General features: G+C 74.3%; 15 protein-coding genes. 7 read left to right on the forward strand and 8 right to left on the reverse strand.

What is annotated here, in order from left to right:
* Nucleotides 1-321 precede the first annotated feature (321 nt).
* Nucleotides 322-2304 carry a PIG-L family deacetylase gene (locus tag ACF1ED_RS12740; RefSeq protein WP_391759483.1) on the forward strand — a complete coding sequence of 661 codons (1983 nt, stop codon included), beginning with the start codon at nt 322-324 and terminating at the stop codon, nt 2302-2304.
* A gap of 48 nt (nt 2305-2352) precedes the next feature.
* Here ACF1ED_RS12740 and ACF1ED_RS12745 read toward each other — a convergent pair whose 3' ends face one another.
* Together ACF1ED_RS12745 and ACF1ED_RS12750 are read right to left on the reverse strand one after the other, a co-directional pair.
* Entirely contained in the window at nt 2353-3597 is a 1245-nt protein-coding gene (locus ACF1ED_RS12745; protein ID WP_391759485.1) for a cytochrome P450, read from the reverse strand.
* Complete coding sequence (locus ACF1ED_RS12750; RefSeq protein ID WP_391759487.1) at nt 3594-4877, reverse strand: cytochrome P450; 1284 nt, start codon at nt 4875-4877, stop codon at nt 3594-3596. Before ACF1ED_RS12750 ends, ACF1ED_RS12745 begins: the two co-directional genes overlap by 4 nt.
* 224 nt (nt 4878-5101) lie before the next feature.
* On the opposite strand from ACF1ED_RS12750, the gene ACF1ED_RS12755 reads away from it, so the two are divergent.
* Nucleotides 5102-5533, forward strand: coding sequence for a VOC family protein (locus ACF1ED_RS12755; RefSeq protein WP_391759489.1), 432 nt, complete (start codon nt 5102-5104; stop codon nt 5531-5533).
* Between the two features lie 3 nt (nt 5534-5536).
* Here the strand turns inward: ACF1ED_RS12755 and ACF1ED_RS12760 are convergent, their stop codons facing one another.
* Together ACF1ED_RS12760 and ACF1ED_RS12765 are read right to left on the reverse strand one after the other, a co-directional pair.
* Nucleotides 5537-6040: a GNAT family N-acetyltransferase gene (locus tag ACF1ED_RS12760; RefSeq protein WP_391759491.1), complete on the reverse strand. Its 504-nt coding sequence runs from the start codon at nt 6038-6040 to the stop codon at nt 5537-5539.
* A gap of 152 nt (nt 6041-6192) precedes the next feature.
* Nucleotides 6193-7554 (reverse strand): glutamine synthetase family protein, encoded by a 1362-nt coding sequence (locus tag ACF1ED_RS12765; RefSeq protein WP_030755173.1) that lies wholly within the window; start codon nt 7552-7554, stop codon nt 6193-6195.
* A 203-nt stretch (nt 7555-7757) separates the two neighbouring features.
* Here ACF1ED_RS12765 and ACF1ED_RS12770 point away from each other — a divergent pair, with 203 nt between their 5' ends.
* The 4 genes from ACF1ED_RS12770 (at nt 7758) to ACF1ED_RS12785 (ending at nt 10135) form a co-directional block, all read left to right on the forward strand.
* On the forward strand, nt 7758-8183 hold the full coding sequence (locus ACF1ED_RS12770) for a hypothetical protein (RefSeq protein WP_391759493.1): 426 nt from the start codon (nt 7758-7760) through the stop codon (nt 8181-8183).
* A gap of 94 nt (nt 8184-8277) precedes the next feature.
* A complete protein-coding gene (locus ACF1ED_RS12775) occupies nt 8278-8955 on the forward strand; it encodes a DUF3105 domain-containing protein (RefSeq protein WP_391759495.1) in 678 nt (225 codons plus the stop codon).
* Nucleotides 8952-9587: a DUF305 domain-containing protein gene (locus ACF1ED_RS12780; protein ID WP_391759497.1), complete on the forward strand. Its 636-nt coding sequence runs from the start codon at nt 8952-8954 to the stop codon at nt 9585-9587. The genes ACF1ED_RS12775 and ACF1ED_RS12780 overlap by 4 nt, the downstream gene beginning before the upstream one ends.
* A 128-nt stretch (nt 9588-9715) precedes the next feature.
* The gene (locus ACF1ED_RS12785; protein ID WP_351848104.1) at nt 9716-10135 is read left to right on the forward strand and encodes a CBS domain-containing protein; all 420 of its coding nucleotides are present in this window, start codon (nt 9716-9718) and stop codon (nt 10133-10135) included.
* On the opposite strand, the gene ACF1ED_RS12790 is transcribed toward ACF1ED_RS12785, so the two are convergent.
* Genes ACF1ED_RS12790 through ACF1ED_RS12800 form a run of 3 tightly spaced genes read right to left on the reverse strand, consistent with a single transcriptional unit; the run spans nt 10120 to nt 13191 of the window.
* Nucleotides 10120-10956 carry an alpha/beta fold hydrolase gene (locus ACF1ED_RS12790; RefSeq protein ID WP_391759500.1) on the reverse strand — a complete coding sequence of 279 codons (837 nt, stop codon included), beginning with the start codon at nt 10954-10956 and terminating at the stop codon, nt 10120-10122. The two genes, ACF1ED_RS12785 and ACF1ED_RS12790, sit on opposite strands and share 16 nt — an antisense overlap.
* Complete coding sequence (locus tag ACF1ED_RS12795; RefSeq protein WP_391759502.1) at nt 10953-11696, reverse strand: DUF998 domain-containing protein; 744 nt, start codon at nt 11694-11696, stop codon at nt 10953-10955. The genes ACF1ED_RS12790 and ACF1ED_RS12795 overlap by 4 nt, the downstream gene beginning before the upstream one ends.
* 13 nt (nt 11697-11709) lie before the next feature.
* Nucleotides 11710-13191, reverse strand: coding sequence for an APC family permease (locus ACF1ED_RS12800; RefSeq protein WP_391759504.1), 1482 nt, complete (start codon nt 13189-13191; stop codon nt 11710-11712).
* A gap of 117 nt (nt 13192-13308) precedes the next feature.
* Between ACF1ED_RS12800 and ACF1ED_RS12805 the strand changes: the two genes are divergently transcribed.
* Nucleotides 13309-15084, forward strand: coding sequence for an NAD+ synthase (locus tag ACF1ED_RS12805; RefSeq protein WP_391759506.1), 1776 nt, complete (start codon nt 13309-13311; stop codon nt 15082-15084).
* Here ACF1ED_RS12805 and ACF1ED_RS12810 read toward each other — a convergent pair.
* Complete coding sequence (locus ACF1ED_RS12810) at nt 15050-16309, reverse strand: MFS transporter (RefSeq protein WP_391759508.1); 1260 nt, start codon at nt 16307-16309, stop codon at nt 15050-15052. The genes ACF1ED_RS12805 and ACF1ED_RS12810 overlap by 35 nt on opposite strands.
* Between the last annotated feature and the right edge of the window lie 2 nt (nt 16310-16311).

Genomic DNA, 16311 nt, shown 5'->3' on the forward strand with positions numbered 1-16311 from the left:
CGGAGCCGGCCGCTGTCGCAGTCGCAGTCGCCTACGCCGCCCGGAACCGGGCGCTCCTGCCCGGTCCGGCGGGGATCACACGTGACGTCGGGCACATCGGGCCGTTTTCGGAACCCGTCGGCGGCCCCCGCCCTGTAGCCATGTGAGTCGTCGTCCCGGCGCGGCCGCCGCTCCGGCGCCGGCCCGCGCGGCGCCCGTCACCGCCGACGCGCACCCGTCCCCGAGGTAGAGAGCCCTGCCGCGCCCATGCCCGTTCGCCGCCCCCTCCGCCCCGTCCGTCCCGCCCGCCTCATACGCCCCTTCCGTCACCGCCGGGCCGCCGTGGCCGTGGCGACGGCCGCCGTGCTGGCCGGCGGCACCCTCGCGGGCGTGCTCACGGCGACGGCGGCCCAGGAGGAGGCGGCGCCGGGCGCCCCGCGCCCGCGGGCCGAGACGTCCGCCCCGGCCCGGACCGCCGCCCCGGTCTCCGTGGTGCAGTTCGTCTCGCACCCGGACGACGACCTGTACTTCATGAACCCGGACACCGCGCAGTCGCTGGCCGACCGGACCCCGCTGACCACCGTCTACCTGACGGCGGGCGAGGCGAACGGCGTCAACTCCCGCCCCGGGCGGGCCGCCGTGACCGCGCCGGACAAGCCCGCCTACGCCGAGGCCCGGCAGAACGGCATCCGCGCCGCGTACGCCGAGATGGTCACCGGCGACCGCACCAGCCCCTGGGACCGGACGGCGATCCCCACGGCGGGCGGGGGCGCCGCCGAGCTGGACACCCTGCGGGCCCGCCCCGGGGTGCGGCTCGTCTGGCTCCAGCTGCGCGAGGCCGGCTCGCCCTACGGCGACCGCCCGCACAGCCTGCGGGGCCTGTGGCACGGCCGAATACCCGCGCTCGGCTCGCTGCGCGCCTCCGGGACGCCGGTCGACGCCGACTTCGCGTACTCGAAGGAACAGGTGGTGGCGGTCCTGACGGGGCTGCTCGACCGCTTCCGGCCGACCTTCGTCCGCACCCTCGACCCGACGCCCGGCACGCACGCGGGGACGGGGCGGCTGCGGGACCACCAGGACCACGCGTACGGGGCGCGGTTCGCGCAGGCGGCGCTCGCGCGGTGGGCACAGCGGCCCGGGCACCCGCGGGTCGGCGTGCAGAGCTACATGGGCTACCCGAACACCGAACTGCCGCAGGCCCTGGACCGCCGCACCGCCGAGGAGAAGCTGCGCAGCCTGCGGACGTACGCGTGGCTGGACGGCACCGACCACTGCGGCAGCCCGGCCGGCTGCGGCGACCTGAAGATGGCGGACCGCCCGGAGGGCCGCGACTGGACCGGCACCGTGCGGTACGCGCGAAGCTCCTCGACCGAGTGGCTCCAGCGGGACGCGGACGGCGGGCTGCTGGCCTTCGGCGTCCAGGACGGGCGGCTCGCGAGCTGGCAGCGGGCGCCCGGCGGGTCCTGGCGGGGGCCGGAACTGCTGCCCGGCGGCGGGCTGGACGGCGGCATCGGGACCGTACGGCTGCCGGACGGGCGGATCGCGGTCTTCGGCACCCGGACCTCCTTCGCGGGCCCGGCCGGCTACCGCCGCGAGGTCGTCACGGCCGAGCAGTCCTCGCCGGGCGGCCGCTTCGGGGCGTGGCGCTCGCTCGGCACGCCCGGGAAGCGGGACGAGGCCGACCGGACGCCGGACATCAGCGCGCCCGCCGTGGCCGTGGACGGCGCGGGGCGGGTCTCGCTCTTCCTGCGCGACGGCGACCACCGGCTCTCCGGGCGCGCGCGGACGCCCGGCGGCGCCTGGGGCCCGTGGCGGTCACTCGGCGGGGCGGACCTGCACGGCGACCCGGTGGCGGCGACCGACGCCCGCGGCCGGACCTACGCCTTCGCGGCCACCCGGGGTTCGGTCCTGATGTGGACCGGCGCGTCCGGCGGCGGCCCGGCCGCCGGGCCGCTGCCGACCGGTCTGCCGGCGACGACGCTCGCGCTGAGCGCGGGCCCGTCCCCCGCCGGGGACGGCGTACGGCTCTGGTACCGCGAGCCCGCCACCGGCGAGCCGCGCGCGGCCGGCTTCGCGGGCCGGGACCGGCTCGCCCCGGTGGCCCCGCCGCCCGCCGGCATCGCGGGCTTCGGCCCGGTGAGCGCGGCGGACGGGCTGCTCGCGGCCCGGTCCCGGACCGGCCGGCTCGCCGTGGCCCCGCTCGCGGGCGGCGGCGCCTGGCGCCTCTCCGGCTTCCCCCTGGCGGGCGCGCCGGCGGCGGGCCCGGACGGGGTGGCCGCCCTGGGCCAGGACGGCCGTCTGCGCTGGGTGCCGGACCCGCGCTGAGCGGGGCCGTCCGGCGGCCGGACCTCGGGGTGCCGGGCGGTCGGGCGGTCAGGCGTCGAGCAGGACCGGGAAGGACTCCAGGTCGTTCTGGGTCATCACCGGGAGGTTGCGCAGCTCCTCGTCCGGGACGGCGAGGCGCAGCCGGGGGAAGCGGGCGAAGAGCGCCGGGAGGGCGATGCCCGCCTCGACGCGGGAGAGGGCCGCGCCCGGGCAGATGTGCGGGCCGTGGCCGAAGGTCATGTGCCGGATGGGCGTGGCGCGGGTGATGTCGAAGGCGTCGGCGTCGGGGCCGTGCTGCTCGGGGTCGCGGCCGATCGCCCGGTACGAGATCACCACGCCCTCGCCCTTCGCGATGACGGCGTCGCCGACCTCGATGTCCTCGGTGGCGAAGCGCATCAGCAGGTGGGTGGTGGGGGTGTCGAAGCGCAGGGTCTCCTCGATCACCGTCTCCCAGGGGACCTCGCCGGCCAGCACCGTCCGCAGCTGCTCGGGGTGGGCGAGCAGGGCGCGGACGGCGTTGAGGACGAGGCCGATGGTGGTCTCGTGGCCGGCGGCGACCATCGCCTTGAGGTTGCCGACGACCTCCTCCTCGGTCAGCGGCTCGCCGCCCTCCTCGGCGAGGATGAGCGCGGAGGTGAGGTCGTCGGTGGGCAGGGCGGTCTTGGCGCGGACCAGGTCCGTGTAGAAGACGTCGAGTTCGGCGAGGAGGGCGAGGCGCTCGTCCTGCGGCGTGAGCATCGAGAAGAACTTCTTGTACTGGCGGGTGAGCATCGTGTTCGCCTCGGGGTCGACGCCCATCAGCATGCCGACGACCCGCATGGGCAGCGGCTGCGCGAAGACGGACTTGAGGTCGACGACGGCGCCGTCCCGGCCGCCCTCCTCCAGTGCGTCGAGGAGCTCGGCGGTGAACTTCTCGATGTCGGGGCGGATCGCCTCCAGGCGGCGCGGGGTCAGCGCCTGGGAGGTCTTGGCGCGCAGCCTGCGGTGCTCGTCGCCGTCGACGGTGAACATGGAGCGGCCGGCGTCGATCATCCCGATGAGCAGCCACGCGTGGGTGACCGCGCCGCTGGTCCACAGGTCCCAGGCGCCCAGGTCCTTCACCAGCCGGGGGTCGAGCAGGAGGCGCCGGGCGTCGGCGTGCCGGGTGACGGCCAGGGCGGGCACGCCGAGCAGGTCGATGCGGGCCAGCGGGCCGGCGGCGCGGAGCCGGTCGGTCTCGCCGGCGAGGTCCTGGACCATCGGGTCGATGACGACGGGCGCGGCGTCCCGGGCGGCTGCGTGCGGGCAGGTCACGTGAGGTCTCCAGTCGTGGGTACGGGGGTGAACCGGACGGGCAGGGCGGTGGTGCCGCGCAGGAAGGCGGAGGGGCGGCGGACCAGCTCGCTCTCGGGGACGGCCAGTTCGAGGTCGGGCAGCCGGTCGAGCAGGACCTCGATGCCGGTCCTGGCGATGGTCTCGGCGATCTCCTGGGCGGGGAAGGGGCAGCGGTACTCGCCGTGGCTGAAGGCGAGGTGGGCGCCGCCGCCGCCGCGCTCGGAGGGGGCCGCGCCGGGGGCGCCCTGGCGGATCAGCGGGTCGGTGTTGGCGGCGCCGAGGCCGAGGAGGAGCAGGTCGCCGGCCTTGACGCGGCGCTCGCCGAGGCGGGTGTCGCGGACGGGCCAGCGGCCGGCCAGGATCTGGGTGGGGCCGTCCTCCCACAGCACCTCGGTCATCGCGTCGGCGACGCTGCGGCGGCCGCGGGCCATCGAGTCGGCGAAGCCGGTCTCGGTGAGCATCAGCCGGACGGAGTTGCCGATCCAGTCGGCGGTGGTGAGGTGGCCCGCGGCGGTGATCGCCATCAGGTCGAGCACGTACTCCTCGTCCGTGAACTCCTCGGGGAAGGCGAGCATCCGGGAGGTCACGTCGTCGCCGGGCTCGGCGCGCTTCGCGGCGACCAGCCGGGCCATGTGGGCGCCGAACCGCTGGTGGGCGCTCTGCGCCCCGGGCCCGCCGTCTGCGAGGTCCTTCAACACCCGGGCGATGTCGGCGCCTTCGTCGTCCGGGAAGCCGACGAGCCGGGCGAGGACGAGGACCGGGAGGGGTTCGCAGAAGGCGGCGACCAGGTCGGCGGTACCGCGGGCGCAGAAGGCGTCGACGAGCCGGTCGGCCAGCTGCTCGCAGTGGCCGCGGATCTCGAAGGGGTCGACGGCCTCCAGGGCGGGGACGACCATCCGGAGGTGGCGCCGGTGCTCCTCGCCCGCGGTGAAGTAGACGGAGGGCAGGGGCCGTCCGACCATCGGGAGCAGCGGCCAGTCGTCGGGGACGTGCGGCCACTGGTTCCACAGGCCGACGTCCCGGGGGAAGAGCGCGGGGTCGCTGGTGACCTGGTGGATCTCGCGGTAGCCGATGACCAGCCAGGCGGGGAGGCCGCCGGGGAGTTCCACGGGGACGACGGGGCCGTGCTCGCGGCGCATGGCCCGGTAGAGGGCCTGCGGGTCGGTCTGGAAGCCGGGCCCGGAGAGCGGGACGGCCGCGGGGCACCCGGACGGGGGCGCGGCGTCGGGAGCGGGCTCGGCTGAGGGGGAGCGCGTCATGAGTCCTGTCTCCGGTGGCGGACATGTCGTCGACACGGCCGGTGCGGCCAACGCGTCGTCACTATAGGGAGGTTGGGGGACGCCGGAGCGGTCGTTCGCGATCAATCTCGCACCTCGAACGAAAAGATCAGGTCACCCGCTCGGAGGGAAGGCGATTTTCCGTCAGGTCGGACGGACCGGCGAGGTGGAGTGCGGCGCACGGCCGGGCGCGGGACGGTGGTCCCATGAACTGGACACTGGAAGTCATCCCGGTCCCCGTCACCGACATGGACCGGGCGAAGGAGTTCTACGCCGAGAAGTGCGGCTTCACCGTCGACCTCGACGACGAGGTCGCCCCCGGGACGCGGATCGTCCAGGCGACCCCGCCGGGCTCGCGCTGCTCGATCGCGCTGCTCTCCGGCATGCCGCCGATGCCCGGCACCAGGACGATGGCCCCGGGCACCCTGCACGGCCTCCAGCTGTGCGTCACCGACATCGAGGCGGCCAGGGCCGCGCTCGTCGGGACCGGCGTCGACGTCTCCCCCGTGATGCGCGTCGGCGCGGACGGCTGGGAGGAGGGCAAGGGCGGCACCTGGAACTCCTTCCTCGCCTTCGAGGACCCCGACGGCAACGGCTGGGTGGTCCAGGAGGCTCCCTCGGAACTCCCGGAGCGCTGAGCGCTACCCGCCGAGTTCCACCAGGAACCGCACGAGGCCGCCGTCGCCGTCCGGGGCGCGCCGCATCCCGGCCCGCTCCATCACCCGGTGGGAGGCGGCGTTGGCGGGATCGGCGTCGCCCCGCAGCGCGGTGGCCCCGGCCGCCCGGGCGATGCCGATCACGGCCGCGAGCGCCTCGGAGGCGTACCCCTTCCCGCGCTCCCCCGGCACGATCCCGTACCCCACGGTCACGTCCCCGTCCGCCCCCGGCGGCCCGTGGAACCCGATCCCGCCGACGACGAGCCCGCTCGCCGCGAGCCGTATCTGGTACGTCCGGAACGCCCCCGGGTCCCCGCCCCCGGCGCACCTCCGCAGGAACGCCCCGACCGAGGCGAGGTCCCCGACGCCCGGGTACCCCTCCCCCCACCGGTCCTCCGGCAGCGGCGCCCGCGCGGCGATCCGCTCGCCCTCGGCGACGGTCAGGGGGTGGAGGACGAGCCGCTCGGTGGCGACGGGTGCGATCTTCACGGTGGGCAGTCTGGACACCCCCGCCCCCGGGGGCAAGGCGATTACGGCGCGGCCCGGCCACGGCCCGGACCCGGTGGGACGGCTCGGGGCCGACGGTTCGCCGCCGTCGGCCCCCGGCCTCGTTTCCGGGCGGTGCCCGCCCCGACCCGGGGCTACAGCACCGGCAGGTTCTTCCGCAGCTCGAAGGCGGTGACCTCGGAGCGGTACTCCTCCCACTCCTGCTTCTTGTTGCGCAGGAAGAAGTCGAAGACGTGCTCGCCGAGGGTCTCGGCGACCAGTTCGCTCTTCTCCATGAGGGCGATCGCCTCGCCGAGGTTCTGCGGGAGGGGCTCGATGCCCATCGCGCGGCGCTCGGAGTCGGAGAGCGCCCAGACGTCGTCGTCGGCGCCGGCCGGGAGTTCGTAGCCCTCCTCGATGCCCTTGAGGCCGGCGGCGAGGAGGACCGCGTACGTCAGGTAGGGGTTGGCGCCCGAGTCGATGGAGCGGACCTCGACGCGGGAGGAGCCGGTCTTGCCGGGCTTGTACATGGGGACCCGGATGAGGGCGGAGCGGTTGTTGTGGCCCCAGCAGATGTACGAGGGGGCCTCGCCGCCCGAGCCGGCCGTGCGGGAGGAGCCGCCCCAGATGCGCTTGTACGAGTTGACCCACTGGTTCGTCACGGCGGAGATCTCGCCCGCGTGCTTGAGGAGGCCCGCGATGAAGGAGCGGCCCACCTTCGACAGCTGGTACTCGGCGCCCGACTCGTAGAAGGCGTTCCGGTCGCCCTCGAAGAGCGAGAGGTGGGTGTGCATGCCCGAGCCCGGGTAGTCCGAGAACGGCTTCGGCATGAAGGTCGCCTGGACGCCCTGCTCCAGCGCCACCTGCTTCATGACCAGGCGGAAGGTCATGATGTTGTCGGCGGTGGAGAGCGCGTCGGCGTAGCGGAGGTCGATCTCCTGCTGGCCGGGGGCGCCCTCGTGGTGGCTGAACTCGACCGAGATGCCCATCGATTCGAGCATGGTGATGGCCTGGCGGCGGAAGTCCATGCCCACGTTCTGCGGGGTGTGGTCGAAGTAGCCGGAGTTGTCGGCGGGGGTGGGACGCGAGCCGTCGAGCGGCTTGTCCTTCAGCAGGAAGAACTCGATCTCGGGGTGGGTGTAGAAGGTGAAGCCGAGGTCGGACGCCTTGGCGAGGGCCCGCTTGAGGACGAAGCGCGGGTCGGCGAAGGACGGCGAGCCGTCCGGCATGAGGATGTCGCAGAACATCCGGGCCGTGCCGGGGGCCTCGGCCCGCCAGGGCAGGATCTGGAAGGTGCCCGGGTCCGGCTTGGCGATCATGTCGGACTCGTAGACGCGGGCGAAGCCCTCGATCGCGGAGCCGTCGAAGCCGATGCCCTCGTCGAAGGCCTGCTCCAGCTCGGCGGGGGCGACGGCGACCGACTTGAGGAATCCGAGCACGTCGGTGAACCACAGGCGCACGAAGCGGATGTCGCGCTCTTCGAGCGTACGGAGCACAAATTCCTGCTGCTTGTCCATTTCCACACCCATCCTCGCTGGTCAGGCCGCCTGCTCCCACCGCCTCGGGCACATCGGGGGGCACCTGAGCATCCCACCACATGGTTTCGTGCACGTTGCACACCCATACTGCCTGTTCGGTTGTGACACAGGTAACCGAGGACCTCCGGAAGTCGTACCCCGTTCGGCCCACGCGGCCCCCTCGCCCACTACGATCTGCGCCCATGGGAGCCCTGCGGCTCGAACGCCCGTACCGGCACGCGCGTCCCATGGCACTGGTGAGTGCCGTGGCGACGCTCCTCGCCGCGCTCTTCGTCTGTCTGGGGAGCGGTCCCGCGGGGCCGGGCGGCCATCCGGGGCACGGGCGGACCGCCGCCGCCGGCACCGCCTCGGCGTCCCCGGGCCCCGCCGCCACCCCCGTGCCCGCGCCCGGACGGGCCGCGTTCGTGTGCCCGTACGACCGGGGCGACTGCTCCCTCTTCCCGTCCCTCTCCCCCGCGGTGCTGAGCGCCCCGCCCCTCGATCCGCCGCTGCACGCCGAGGACCGGCTGCCGCGCTTCGACGCGCTCACCGGCGACGGCGCGGGGCGGGACCCGGGGGTCCGGCCGCGCGCACCGGACCTGCACGTCCTTCAAGTTCTCCGGACCTAGGGCGACCCCCGGGGCCCCAGGACCCCGGCGGGCCCCGCCCTCCCCGAACGACGACTTCCCCCTGTTTTTTCTTTCCCAGAAGGACGACAACACCATGGCCGCCAACCGCTCCACCACCGCCGACCGCCGCGCCCGAATAGAGGAGATGCGCCGCGCCGAGCAGGCCCGTGAGCGCCGCAACCGCTTCCTCACCATCGGGGTCTCCGCCGTCGTCGTGCTGAGCCTCGTCGGCTTCGGCACCTTCGTGCTGATGAAGAAGTCCGACGAGGAGGACGCCAAGGCCGCCGCCGCCAAGGCCCCCATCTCCGGCGAGAAGTCCTGGGACGCGGCGAAGCTGGGCCGCAACCACGTCGAGACCGCCGTGAAGTACGACATGAAGCCGCCGGTCGGCGGCGACCACCACCCGGTGTGGCTGAACTGCGACGGCGACGTCTACGACAAGGCCGTCCCCGAGGTGCACGCCGTGCACTCCCTGGAGCACGGCGCCGTGTGGGTGACGTACAGCAAGAAGGCCGCGGAGGCCGACGTCAAGAAGCTGAAGGACAAGGTCTCCGACACCCCCTACACGCTGATGAGCCCGGTCGACGACCAGACCGGCGCGATCATGCTCTCCGCCTGGGGCAAGCAGGTCACCGTGGACAGCGCGAGCGACCCGCGCGTCGACGCCTTCTTCACCAAGTACGTGCAGGGCAAGCAGACGCCCGAGCCGGGCGCGGCCTGCACCGGCGGCGTCGGCGCCGACGGCATGGGCGGCGCCGGGATGGGCCAGTGACCGGCCGCCGCACGCGGTACGCGGCGGTCACCGCGGTCGCCCTCTCGGTGCTGTTCGCCGCCGGCGCGGTCACGGTCGCCTCGGCCGAGCGCGAGGAGGCGCCCCGCACCCCGGACTCCGCCTCGGCGGACGCGGGATTCGCCCGGGACATGTCGGTCCACCACCAGCAGGCCGTCGAGATGTCCTTCGTCGTCCGGGACCGGACCGAGGACCCGGCGGTGCGCCGGCTCGCGTACGACATCGCCAACACCCAGGCCAACCAGCGCGGGATGATGCTCGGCTGGCTCGACGTGTGGGGCCTGCCGAAGGTCGAGTCGGGCACCGCGCCGATGACCTGGATGGGCATGCCCGTGACCGGCGACGCGGCCGAGAAGGACGGCGCGCTGATGCCCGGCATGGCGACCAGGACGCAGCTGGACGCGCTGCGGAAGGCCTCCGGAAAGGAGGCCGAGATCCTGTACCTGCGGCTGATGACCGCCCACCACAAGGGCGGGGTGCACATGGCCGAGGGCTGTGTGCGGAAGTGCTCGGTGGACGTCGAGCGGGACCTCGCCCGGGGCATGGTCGACGCCCAGGAGTCGGAGATCGCGCTGATGGCGGACATGCTCCGCGCGCGCGGCGCCACCGCCTGAGCCGGCCGCCCGGCACGCCCCGGCCCCCGTGACCCGCTGCGGTCGCGGGGGCCGACGCGTGCCCGCAGAATGAAAGGCGCTCGGGGACGACCTCCGTACAACGACGTCCGACGAAAGGTACGCACCCCATGACCACGGCGAAGGACATCATGCACCCGGGAGCCCGCTGGATCCCGGAACACGAGACGCTCGACCGCGCGGCCCAGCTGATGCGCGACCTGAACGTGGGGGCGCTCCCCGTCGCCGACGAGAACGAACGGCTCTGCGGCATCGTGACCGACCGCGACATCGTGGTCCGCTGTGTGGCGATGGGCCACGACCCGGCGAAGGTGACCTGCGGCGCGATCGTCCAGGGCACCCCGCGCTGGATCGACGCGGGCGCGGACGTGGGCGCGGTCCTGGAGGAGATGCAGAGCCACCAGATCCGCCGTCTGCCGGTGATCGAGAACAAGCGGCTCGTCGGCATGATCAGCGAGGCCGACCTGGCCCAGCAGCTCTCGGACGAGCAGCTGAAGGCCTTCTGCGCGAGCGTCTACGCCGCGTCCTGAGACGCCTGGAGGACGGCCCGGGCCACCGCGTCCGGGGCGTCCCGCATGACCAGATGGCCCGACGGCACGGCCGCCTCGTAGCGGGCGCCGAGCCGCCGGGCCAGTGTGCGCTGGCGGTCCTCCCAGCGGGCGGAGCCGTCGGGGGCGGCGAGGACGGTGACGGGGGCGCCGGGCGGGAGGGGGCGGCGGTCCCGGAGGGCGTGGAGCTCGGCGGCGACGGCGCCGTAGCGGGCGTTCTCGCGCAGGGCGCCGCGCCAGACGCGTGAGCCGCGGTAGACGCGGCGGACCTCGGCGGGCGGGGCGGCGTCGGGGTGGAGGGCGAGGCGGCGCAGCGCGGGGCCGAGGGCGGCGGGCAGGCCGAGGGCGGTGAGGGCGGTCCCGGCGGCGACGGTCCAGCCGAGGCGGCCCGGGCGGGGGTGGTCCTCGGTGGAGGAGTCGACGAGCACCAGGGCGGCCGTGCGGTCCGGGTGGAGGCGGGCGAAGCCCTCGGCGTGGAGTCCGGCGATCGAGTGGCCGACGACGGTGACGGGGCCGGGCAGGCCGAGGGCGTCGAGGAGGGCGGCGATCCGGTCCGCCTCGCCGGCCAGGGTGGGGGGCGCGGCGGTGCCCTGGGAGAGGCCGTGGCCGGGGCGGTCGAAGCGGACGACGGTGCGGTGCGGGGCGAGCAGGGGGACGACCGGGTCCCAGTCGAACCAGCAGAGGCCGAGCCCGGCGGAGAGCACGCAGACCGGTCCGTGGCCGTCGACGGCCACGTGGTGGACGAGGCCCCCGAGGCGTACGGATCCGTGGGGGGCGGGGCTCCCGGGCCGTGCGGGGCTCACCGGCGCTCCCGGGCGACCGAGACGGCGAGGACGCCGGTCCACACCGCGACGAGGAGGACCTGGAGGCGCTGTCCGGCGCCGAGGGCCCACAGGCCCCGGCCGGACTCGAAGGCGGCGACGGCGGCGAGGGTCCAGGCGGTGGCGGCGAGTTCGAGGGCGACGAGGGCCGGTCCGGTGCGGGCCAGCGGCCGCCAGAGGCCGTACCGGCGGGCGGCGAGGGTGAGGGCGGCCATGGCGACGAGGGCGCCGGTCATGGCGAGGCTCGAACTGACGGCGTGGGCCGTGTGGGTGGCGGGGACGAGTCCGGCGGTCTCCCGGGCGGCGCACTCGGGGTCGGCGGTGGGGGCGCAGCTGAGCGGGAGGCGGGAGTCGAGGGCGGTGGCGGCGCCGAAGAGGGCGAGGGCGGTCCAGCCGGCGAGGAGCCAGGGGCGGCGGGCCGCGGTCCCGGTGCCGATGCCGGTGCGGGCCCAGCGGGGGACGCCCGCTTCGGGCGCGGGTCCGGCGGGGGCGCGGGTGGCGAGGAGGCCGGTGACGGCGCCGGCGAGGACGAGGAGGCCGGCGGCGAGGTCGGTGGCGCGGAAGAGGCCGCCGAAGGGCTGGTCGGCGGCGGCGAGCTCGGAGACGTACGCGCGGACCGGGTCGAGACCGGTCCGCACGACGGCTTCGAGGACCCAGGCGGTGTACGCGAGCGCCCCCAGGAACAGCAGGACGGCGGACGCGCGCGTGACCTTTCCGGGCATACGGGGTCAGACGTCAGGGGGTGCCGGAAGGTTCCCGGTGGTCGGGGTGGACCCACTCGGGCTTGCGGTACCTGAGCAGGAGGGCGGGGATGAGGAGGCCGAGGACGAACAGGCCGCCGCCGACGATCAGCAGGTAGCGCCAGAGCGGCTCGCCGTCGAACTGGTCGGGCGGGACGAAGCCGATGACGAGGGCGAGGACGGAGGCGACGAAGCCGACGGAGGCGACCCAGGTGACGGCGGGAACGCGGAAGCCGCGCTCCACGTGGGGCTGGGTGCGGCGGAGCTTGACGACGGCGACGAACATCAGCAGGTAGGCGATCAGGTAGATCTGCACCGTGATGACGGAGAACATCCAGTAGGAGCTGGAGACGCTGCCGCTGAAGGCGTACAGGATGCCGATCAGGGTGGTGATCACGCCCTGGGCGACCATGATCGCGGTCGGGGAGCCGGCCTTGTTGAACTTCTGGAAGGCGGGCGGGAGGTAGCCCTCCTGGCGGGAGAGCAGGACGAGGCCCTTGGCGGGTCCGGAGAGCCAGGTGAGCATGCCGCCGAGGGCGGCGCAGACCAGCATGACGCCGACGACCCGGGTCATCCAGCCGATGGAGAAGTGGTCGAAGAAGGCGCCGAAGGCCTGCATGAGGCCGGCGGTGAGGCTGAGCTGGTCGGACGGCATGACCCAGGCGATGGCGAGGGCCGGGAGGATGAAGATCAGCAGGACGAGCCCGGTGGCCAGGAACATCGCCCTGGGGTACTCGCGCCGGGGCTCGCGCAGCGAGGAGACGTGCACGCCGTTCATCTCCATGCCCGCGTAGGACAGGAAGTTGTTGACGATGAGGACGAGGCTGGCGAGGCCGGTCCACGGCGGCAGCCAGTGGTCGGCGGTCATCGGCTGGGCGGAGGGGTTGCCCTGGCCGAGGAAGACCATGCCGAGGACGACGAGGAGCACGCCGGGGACCAGGGTGCCGATGACCAGGCCGAAGGAGGAGAGCCCGGCGATGGCCCTGGTGCCGCGCGAGGAGACCCAGACGCCGGCCCAGTAGACGGTGACGATGACGATCGCGACGTAGAGGCCGTTCTCGGCGAGCGAGGGGTCGATGACGTACGCGAAGGTCGAGGCGACGTAGGCGAGCAGGCTCGGGTAGTACGCGATCGTCATGGCGAACTGGCACCAGACGGCGAGGAAGCCGAGGGGCTTGCCGAGGGCCTCGCTGACCCAGCGGTAGATGCCGCCGGACCAGCCGGAGGCGAGTTCGGCGCCGACGAGGGCGGTGGGGAGCAGGAAGACGACGGCGGGGAGGAGGTAGAGGAAGACCGCGGCCAGTCCGTAGATGGCCATGGTCGGCGCGGGCCGCAGGGAGGCGACGGACGCCGTGGTCATGAAGGCGAGCGTCAGCCAGGAGATGAACTGCCGCTTGGTGCCGTCGTCCTGGAGGAGCGCCCCGTCCTCCCCGGTGGCGGGCCGGGCCGATTCCGCCGGATCGTCAGTGGTCGTCATGGGCCCATGATCACGGGGGTGAACTTACTTCGCATGTCGGGATCGAAGGGGTGGATCCGCCGGGGCCGGGCCCGGTTCCCAGGACATAGCGTCGGTTTGACGATTAGACTGGGGAGCGTGCATCGACTACGCCTCGCGCTGAATCAGATCGACTCGACCGTCGGGGACGTCGCCGGGAACTCCGAGGCGATCGTCCACTGGACCCGGCACGCCGTCGGGCAGGGCGCGCACCTCGTCGCCTTCCCCGAGATGGCCCTGACCGGCTATCCCGTCGAGGACCTGGCCCTGCGGCCGTCCTTCGTCGAAGCCTCCCGGGCGGCGCTGGACGCGCTCGCGGAGCGGCTCGCCGACGAGGGCTTCGGCGAGGTGCCGGTGGTCGTCGGCTACCTCGACCGCACGGAGCGGGCGGTGCCCCGCCTCGGCCGCCCGGCCGGTTCGCCGGAGAACGCGGCGGCGGTGCTGCACCGCGGCCGGGCCGTGCTCCGCCTCGCCAAGCACCACCTGCCGAACTACGGCGTCTTCGACGAGTTCCGCTACTTCGTGCAGGGCGACACCCTGCCGGTGCTGCGGGTGCGCGGGATCGACGTGGCGCTGGCGATCTGCGAGGACCTGTGGCAGGAGGGCGGCCGGGTGCCGGCGGCGCGCAGCGCCCGGGCCGGGCTGCTGCTGTCGGTGAACGCCTCGCCGTACGAGCGGGACAAGGACGACACCCGGCTCGAACTGGTCCGCAAGCGGGCCCAGGAGGCCGGCTGCGCCACCGCCTACCTGGCGTCGACCGGCGGGCAGGACGAACTGGTCTTCGACGGGGACTCGATCGTGGTGGACGCGGCGGGCGAGGTGATCGCGCGGGCCCCGCAGTTCACCGAGGGCAGCGTGATCCTCGACCTGGACCTGCCCGCGGCCGACCCGGACGCCCCGGTGCCGGGCACGGTGGTGGACGACGGGCTGCGGATCGACCGGGCGGTGCTCGCCGGGGAGGCCGGCGAACCCCTGCCGGTGACCGAGGCGGAGCTGACGGGCGGTTACGCGCAGCGGCTCGACGGCGACGAGGAGGTCTACTCGGCGCTGGTCATCGGGCTGCGCGCGTACGTCGCGAAGAACGGTTTCGGCTCGGTGGTGATCGGCCTCTCCGGCGGGATCGACTCGGCGCTGGTCGCCGCGATCGCCTGCGACGCGCTGGGCGCCGACCGGGTGCACGGGGTGTCGATGCCGTCGAAGTACTCCTCGGACCACTCGAAGGGCGACGCGGCCGAGCTGGCCCGCAGGACCGGGCTGCGCTTCCGCACCGTCCCCATCGCGCCGATGTTCGACGCGTACATGGCCGCGCTGGAGCTCACCGGGCTCGCCGAGGAGAACCTCCAGTCCCGGCTGCGGGGCACCACCCTGATGGCGATCTCCAACCAGGAGGGCCACCTGGTCCTCGCCCCGGGCAACAAGTCCGAGCTGGCGGTGGGCTACTCGACGCTGTACGGCGACTCCGTCGGCGCCTACGGGCCGATCAAGGACGTCTACAAGTCGGACGTCTTCCGGCTGGCCCGCTGGCGGAACCGGGCCGCCGAGGAGCGCGGCCAGACCCCGCCGATCCCGGAGAACTCGATCGTGAAGCCGCCCAGCGCCGAACTGCGCCCGGGCCAGGTGGACACGGACTCGCTGCCGGACTACGACGTGCTCGACCGGATCCTCGCCCTGTACGTGGACGGGGACCGGGGGACGGACGAGATCGTGGCGGCCGGCTTCGACCCGGAGCTGGTCGCGCGGACGCTGCGGATGGTGGACGCGGCGGAGTACAAGCGGCGCCAGTACCCGCCGGGCACCAAGATCTCGGCGAAGGGCTTCGGCAAGGACCGGCGGCTGCCGATCACGAACCGCTGGCGGGAGACACCGGCGTCCTGACGCCGGACTCCCGGCCGGTCCCGGCCTCCCGGTCCGCGAGGGGGCTTCGCGCGACGACGTGCGAGGCCCCTTCCGGCTTCCTCCCCGCGCGGTCGAGGAGGCCGGCGGTGACCGCGATCGCCAGGCCGGCCGCGGCGAGGCCCGCGCCGACCAGGGCCGGGGAGGTCCAGCCCCAGCCGGCGGCGATGGCGGCGCCGCCGGCCCAGGCGCCGCCCGCGTTGGCGAGGTTGAAGGCGGAGTGGTTGGAGGCGGAGGCGAGCGTGGGGGCGTCCTTCGCCTTCTCCATGACGAGCATCTGGAGCGGGGTGGTGGTCATGAAGCCGACGGCGCCGAGGACCACCACGGTGACCAGGGCGAGCCAGGGCACGTGGACGGTGAAGCGGAAGGCGACCAGGGTCACGGCGAGGGCGGCCAGCGAGCCGTAGAGGGTGGGGCGCGGGGCGCGGTCGGTGAGCGGTCCCGCGGCGAGCGCGCCGGCCGTCATGCCGAGGCCGAAGAGGGCGAGGACGACCGTGACGGTGGACTCGCCGAAGCCCATCACCTCGGTGGTCATGGAGGCCAGGTAGGAGTAGACCGCGAAGACGCCGGCGAAGCCGAAGACGGCGGTGAGCAGGCCGAGCAGCACCTGCGGGCGGCCGAGCGCGCGCAGCTCGCGGCCGAGGCCCTGGCGCTCGTCGACGGGCAGTTCGGGGACCAGCCGGGCGAGGGCGGCGAGCGCGCCGAGGCCGATGACGGTGACGACGAGGAAGGTGGCGCGCCAGCCGAGGTGCTGCCCGAGCAGGGTGGCGGCGGGGACGCCGAGGATGTTGGCGACGGTGAGGCCCAGGAACATGGTGGCGACCGCGCGGGCCTGCCGGTCGGGGCGGACCAGCCGGGCGGCGACGACGGCGCCGACGCCGAAGAAGGCGCCGTGCGGGAGTCCGGCGAGGACCCGGCCGGCGAGCAGCCAGCCGTAGCCGGGCGCGAGGGCGGAGGCGAGGTTGCCGACGGTGAAGAGGGCCATCAGCAGGAGCAGCATCCGCTTGCGGGGGACGCGGGAGCCGAGGGCGGTGAGCAGCGGGGCGCCGGCGACGACGCCGAGGGCGTAGGCGGAGACGAGGTGGCCCGCGGTGGGGACGGTGGTGCCGAGGTCGGCGGCGACGTTGGGCAGCAGGCCCATCATCACGAACTCGGTGGTGCCGATGCCGAAAGCGGAGATGGCCAGGGCGAGCAGGGCCACGGGCATGG

This window comes from Streptomyces sp. NPDC014656, from assembly GCF_043084305.1.
Classification (GTDB): Bacteria; Actinomycetota; Actinomycetes; order Streptomycetales; family Streptomycetaceae; genus Streptomyces.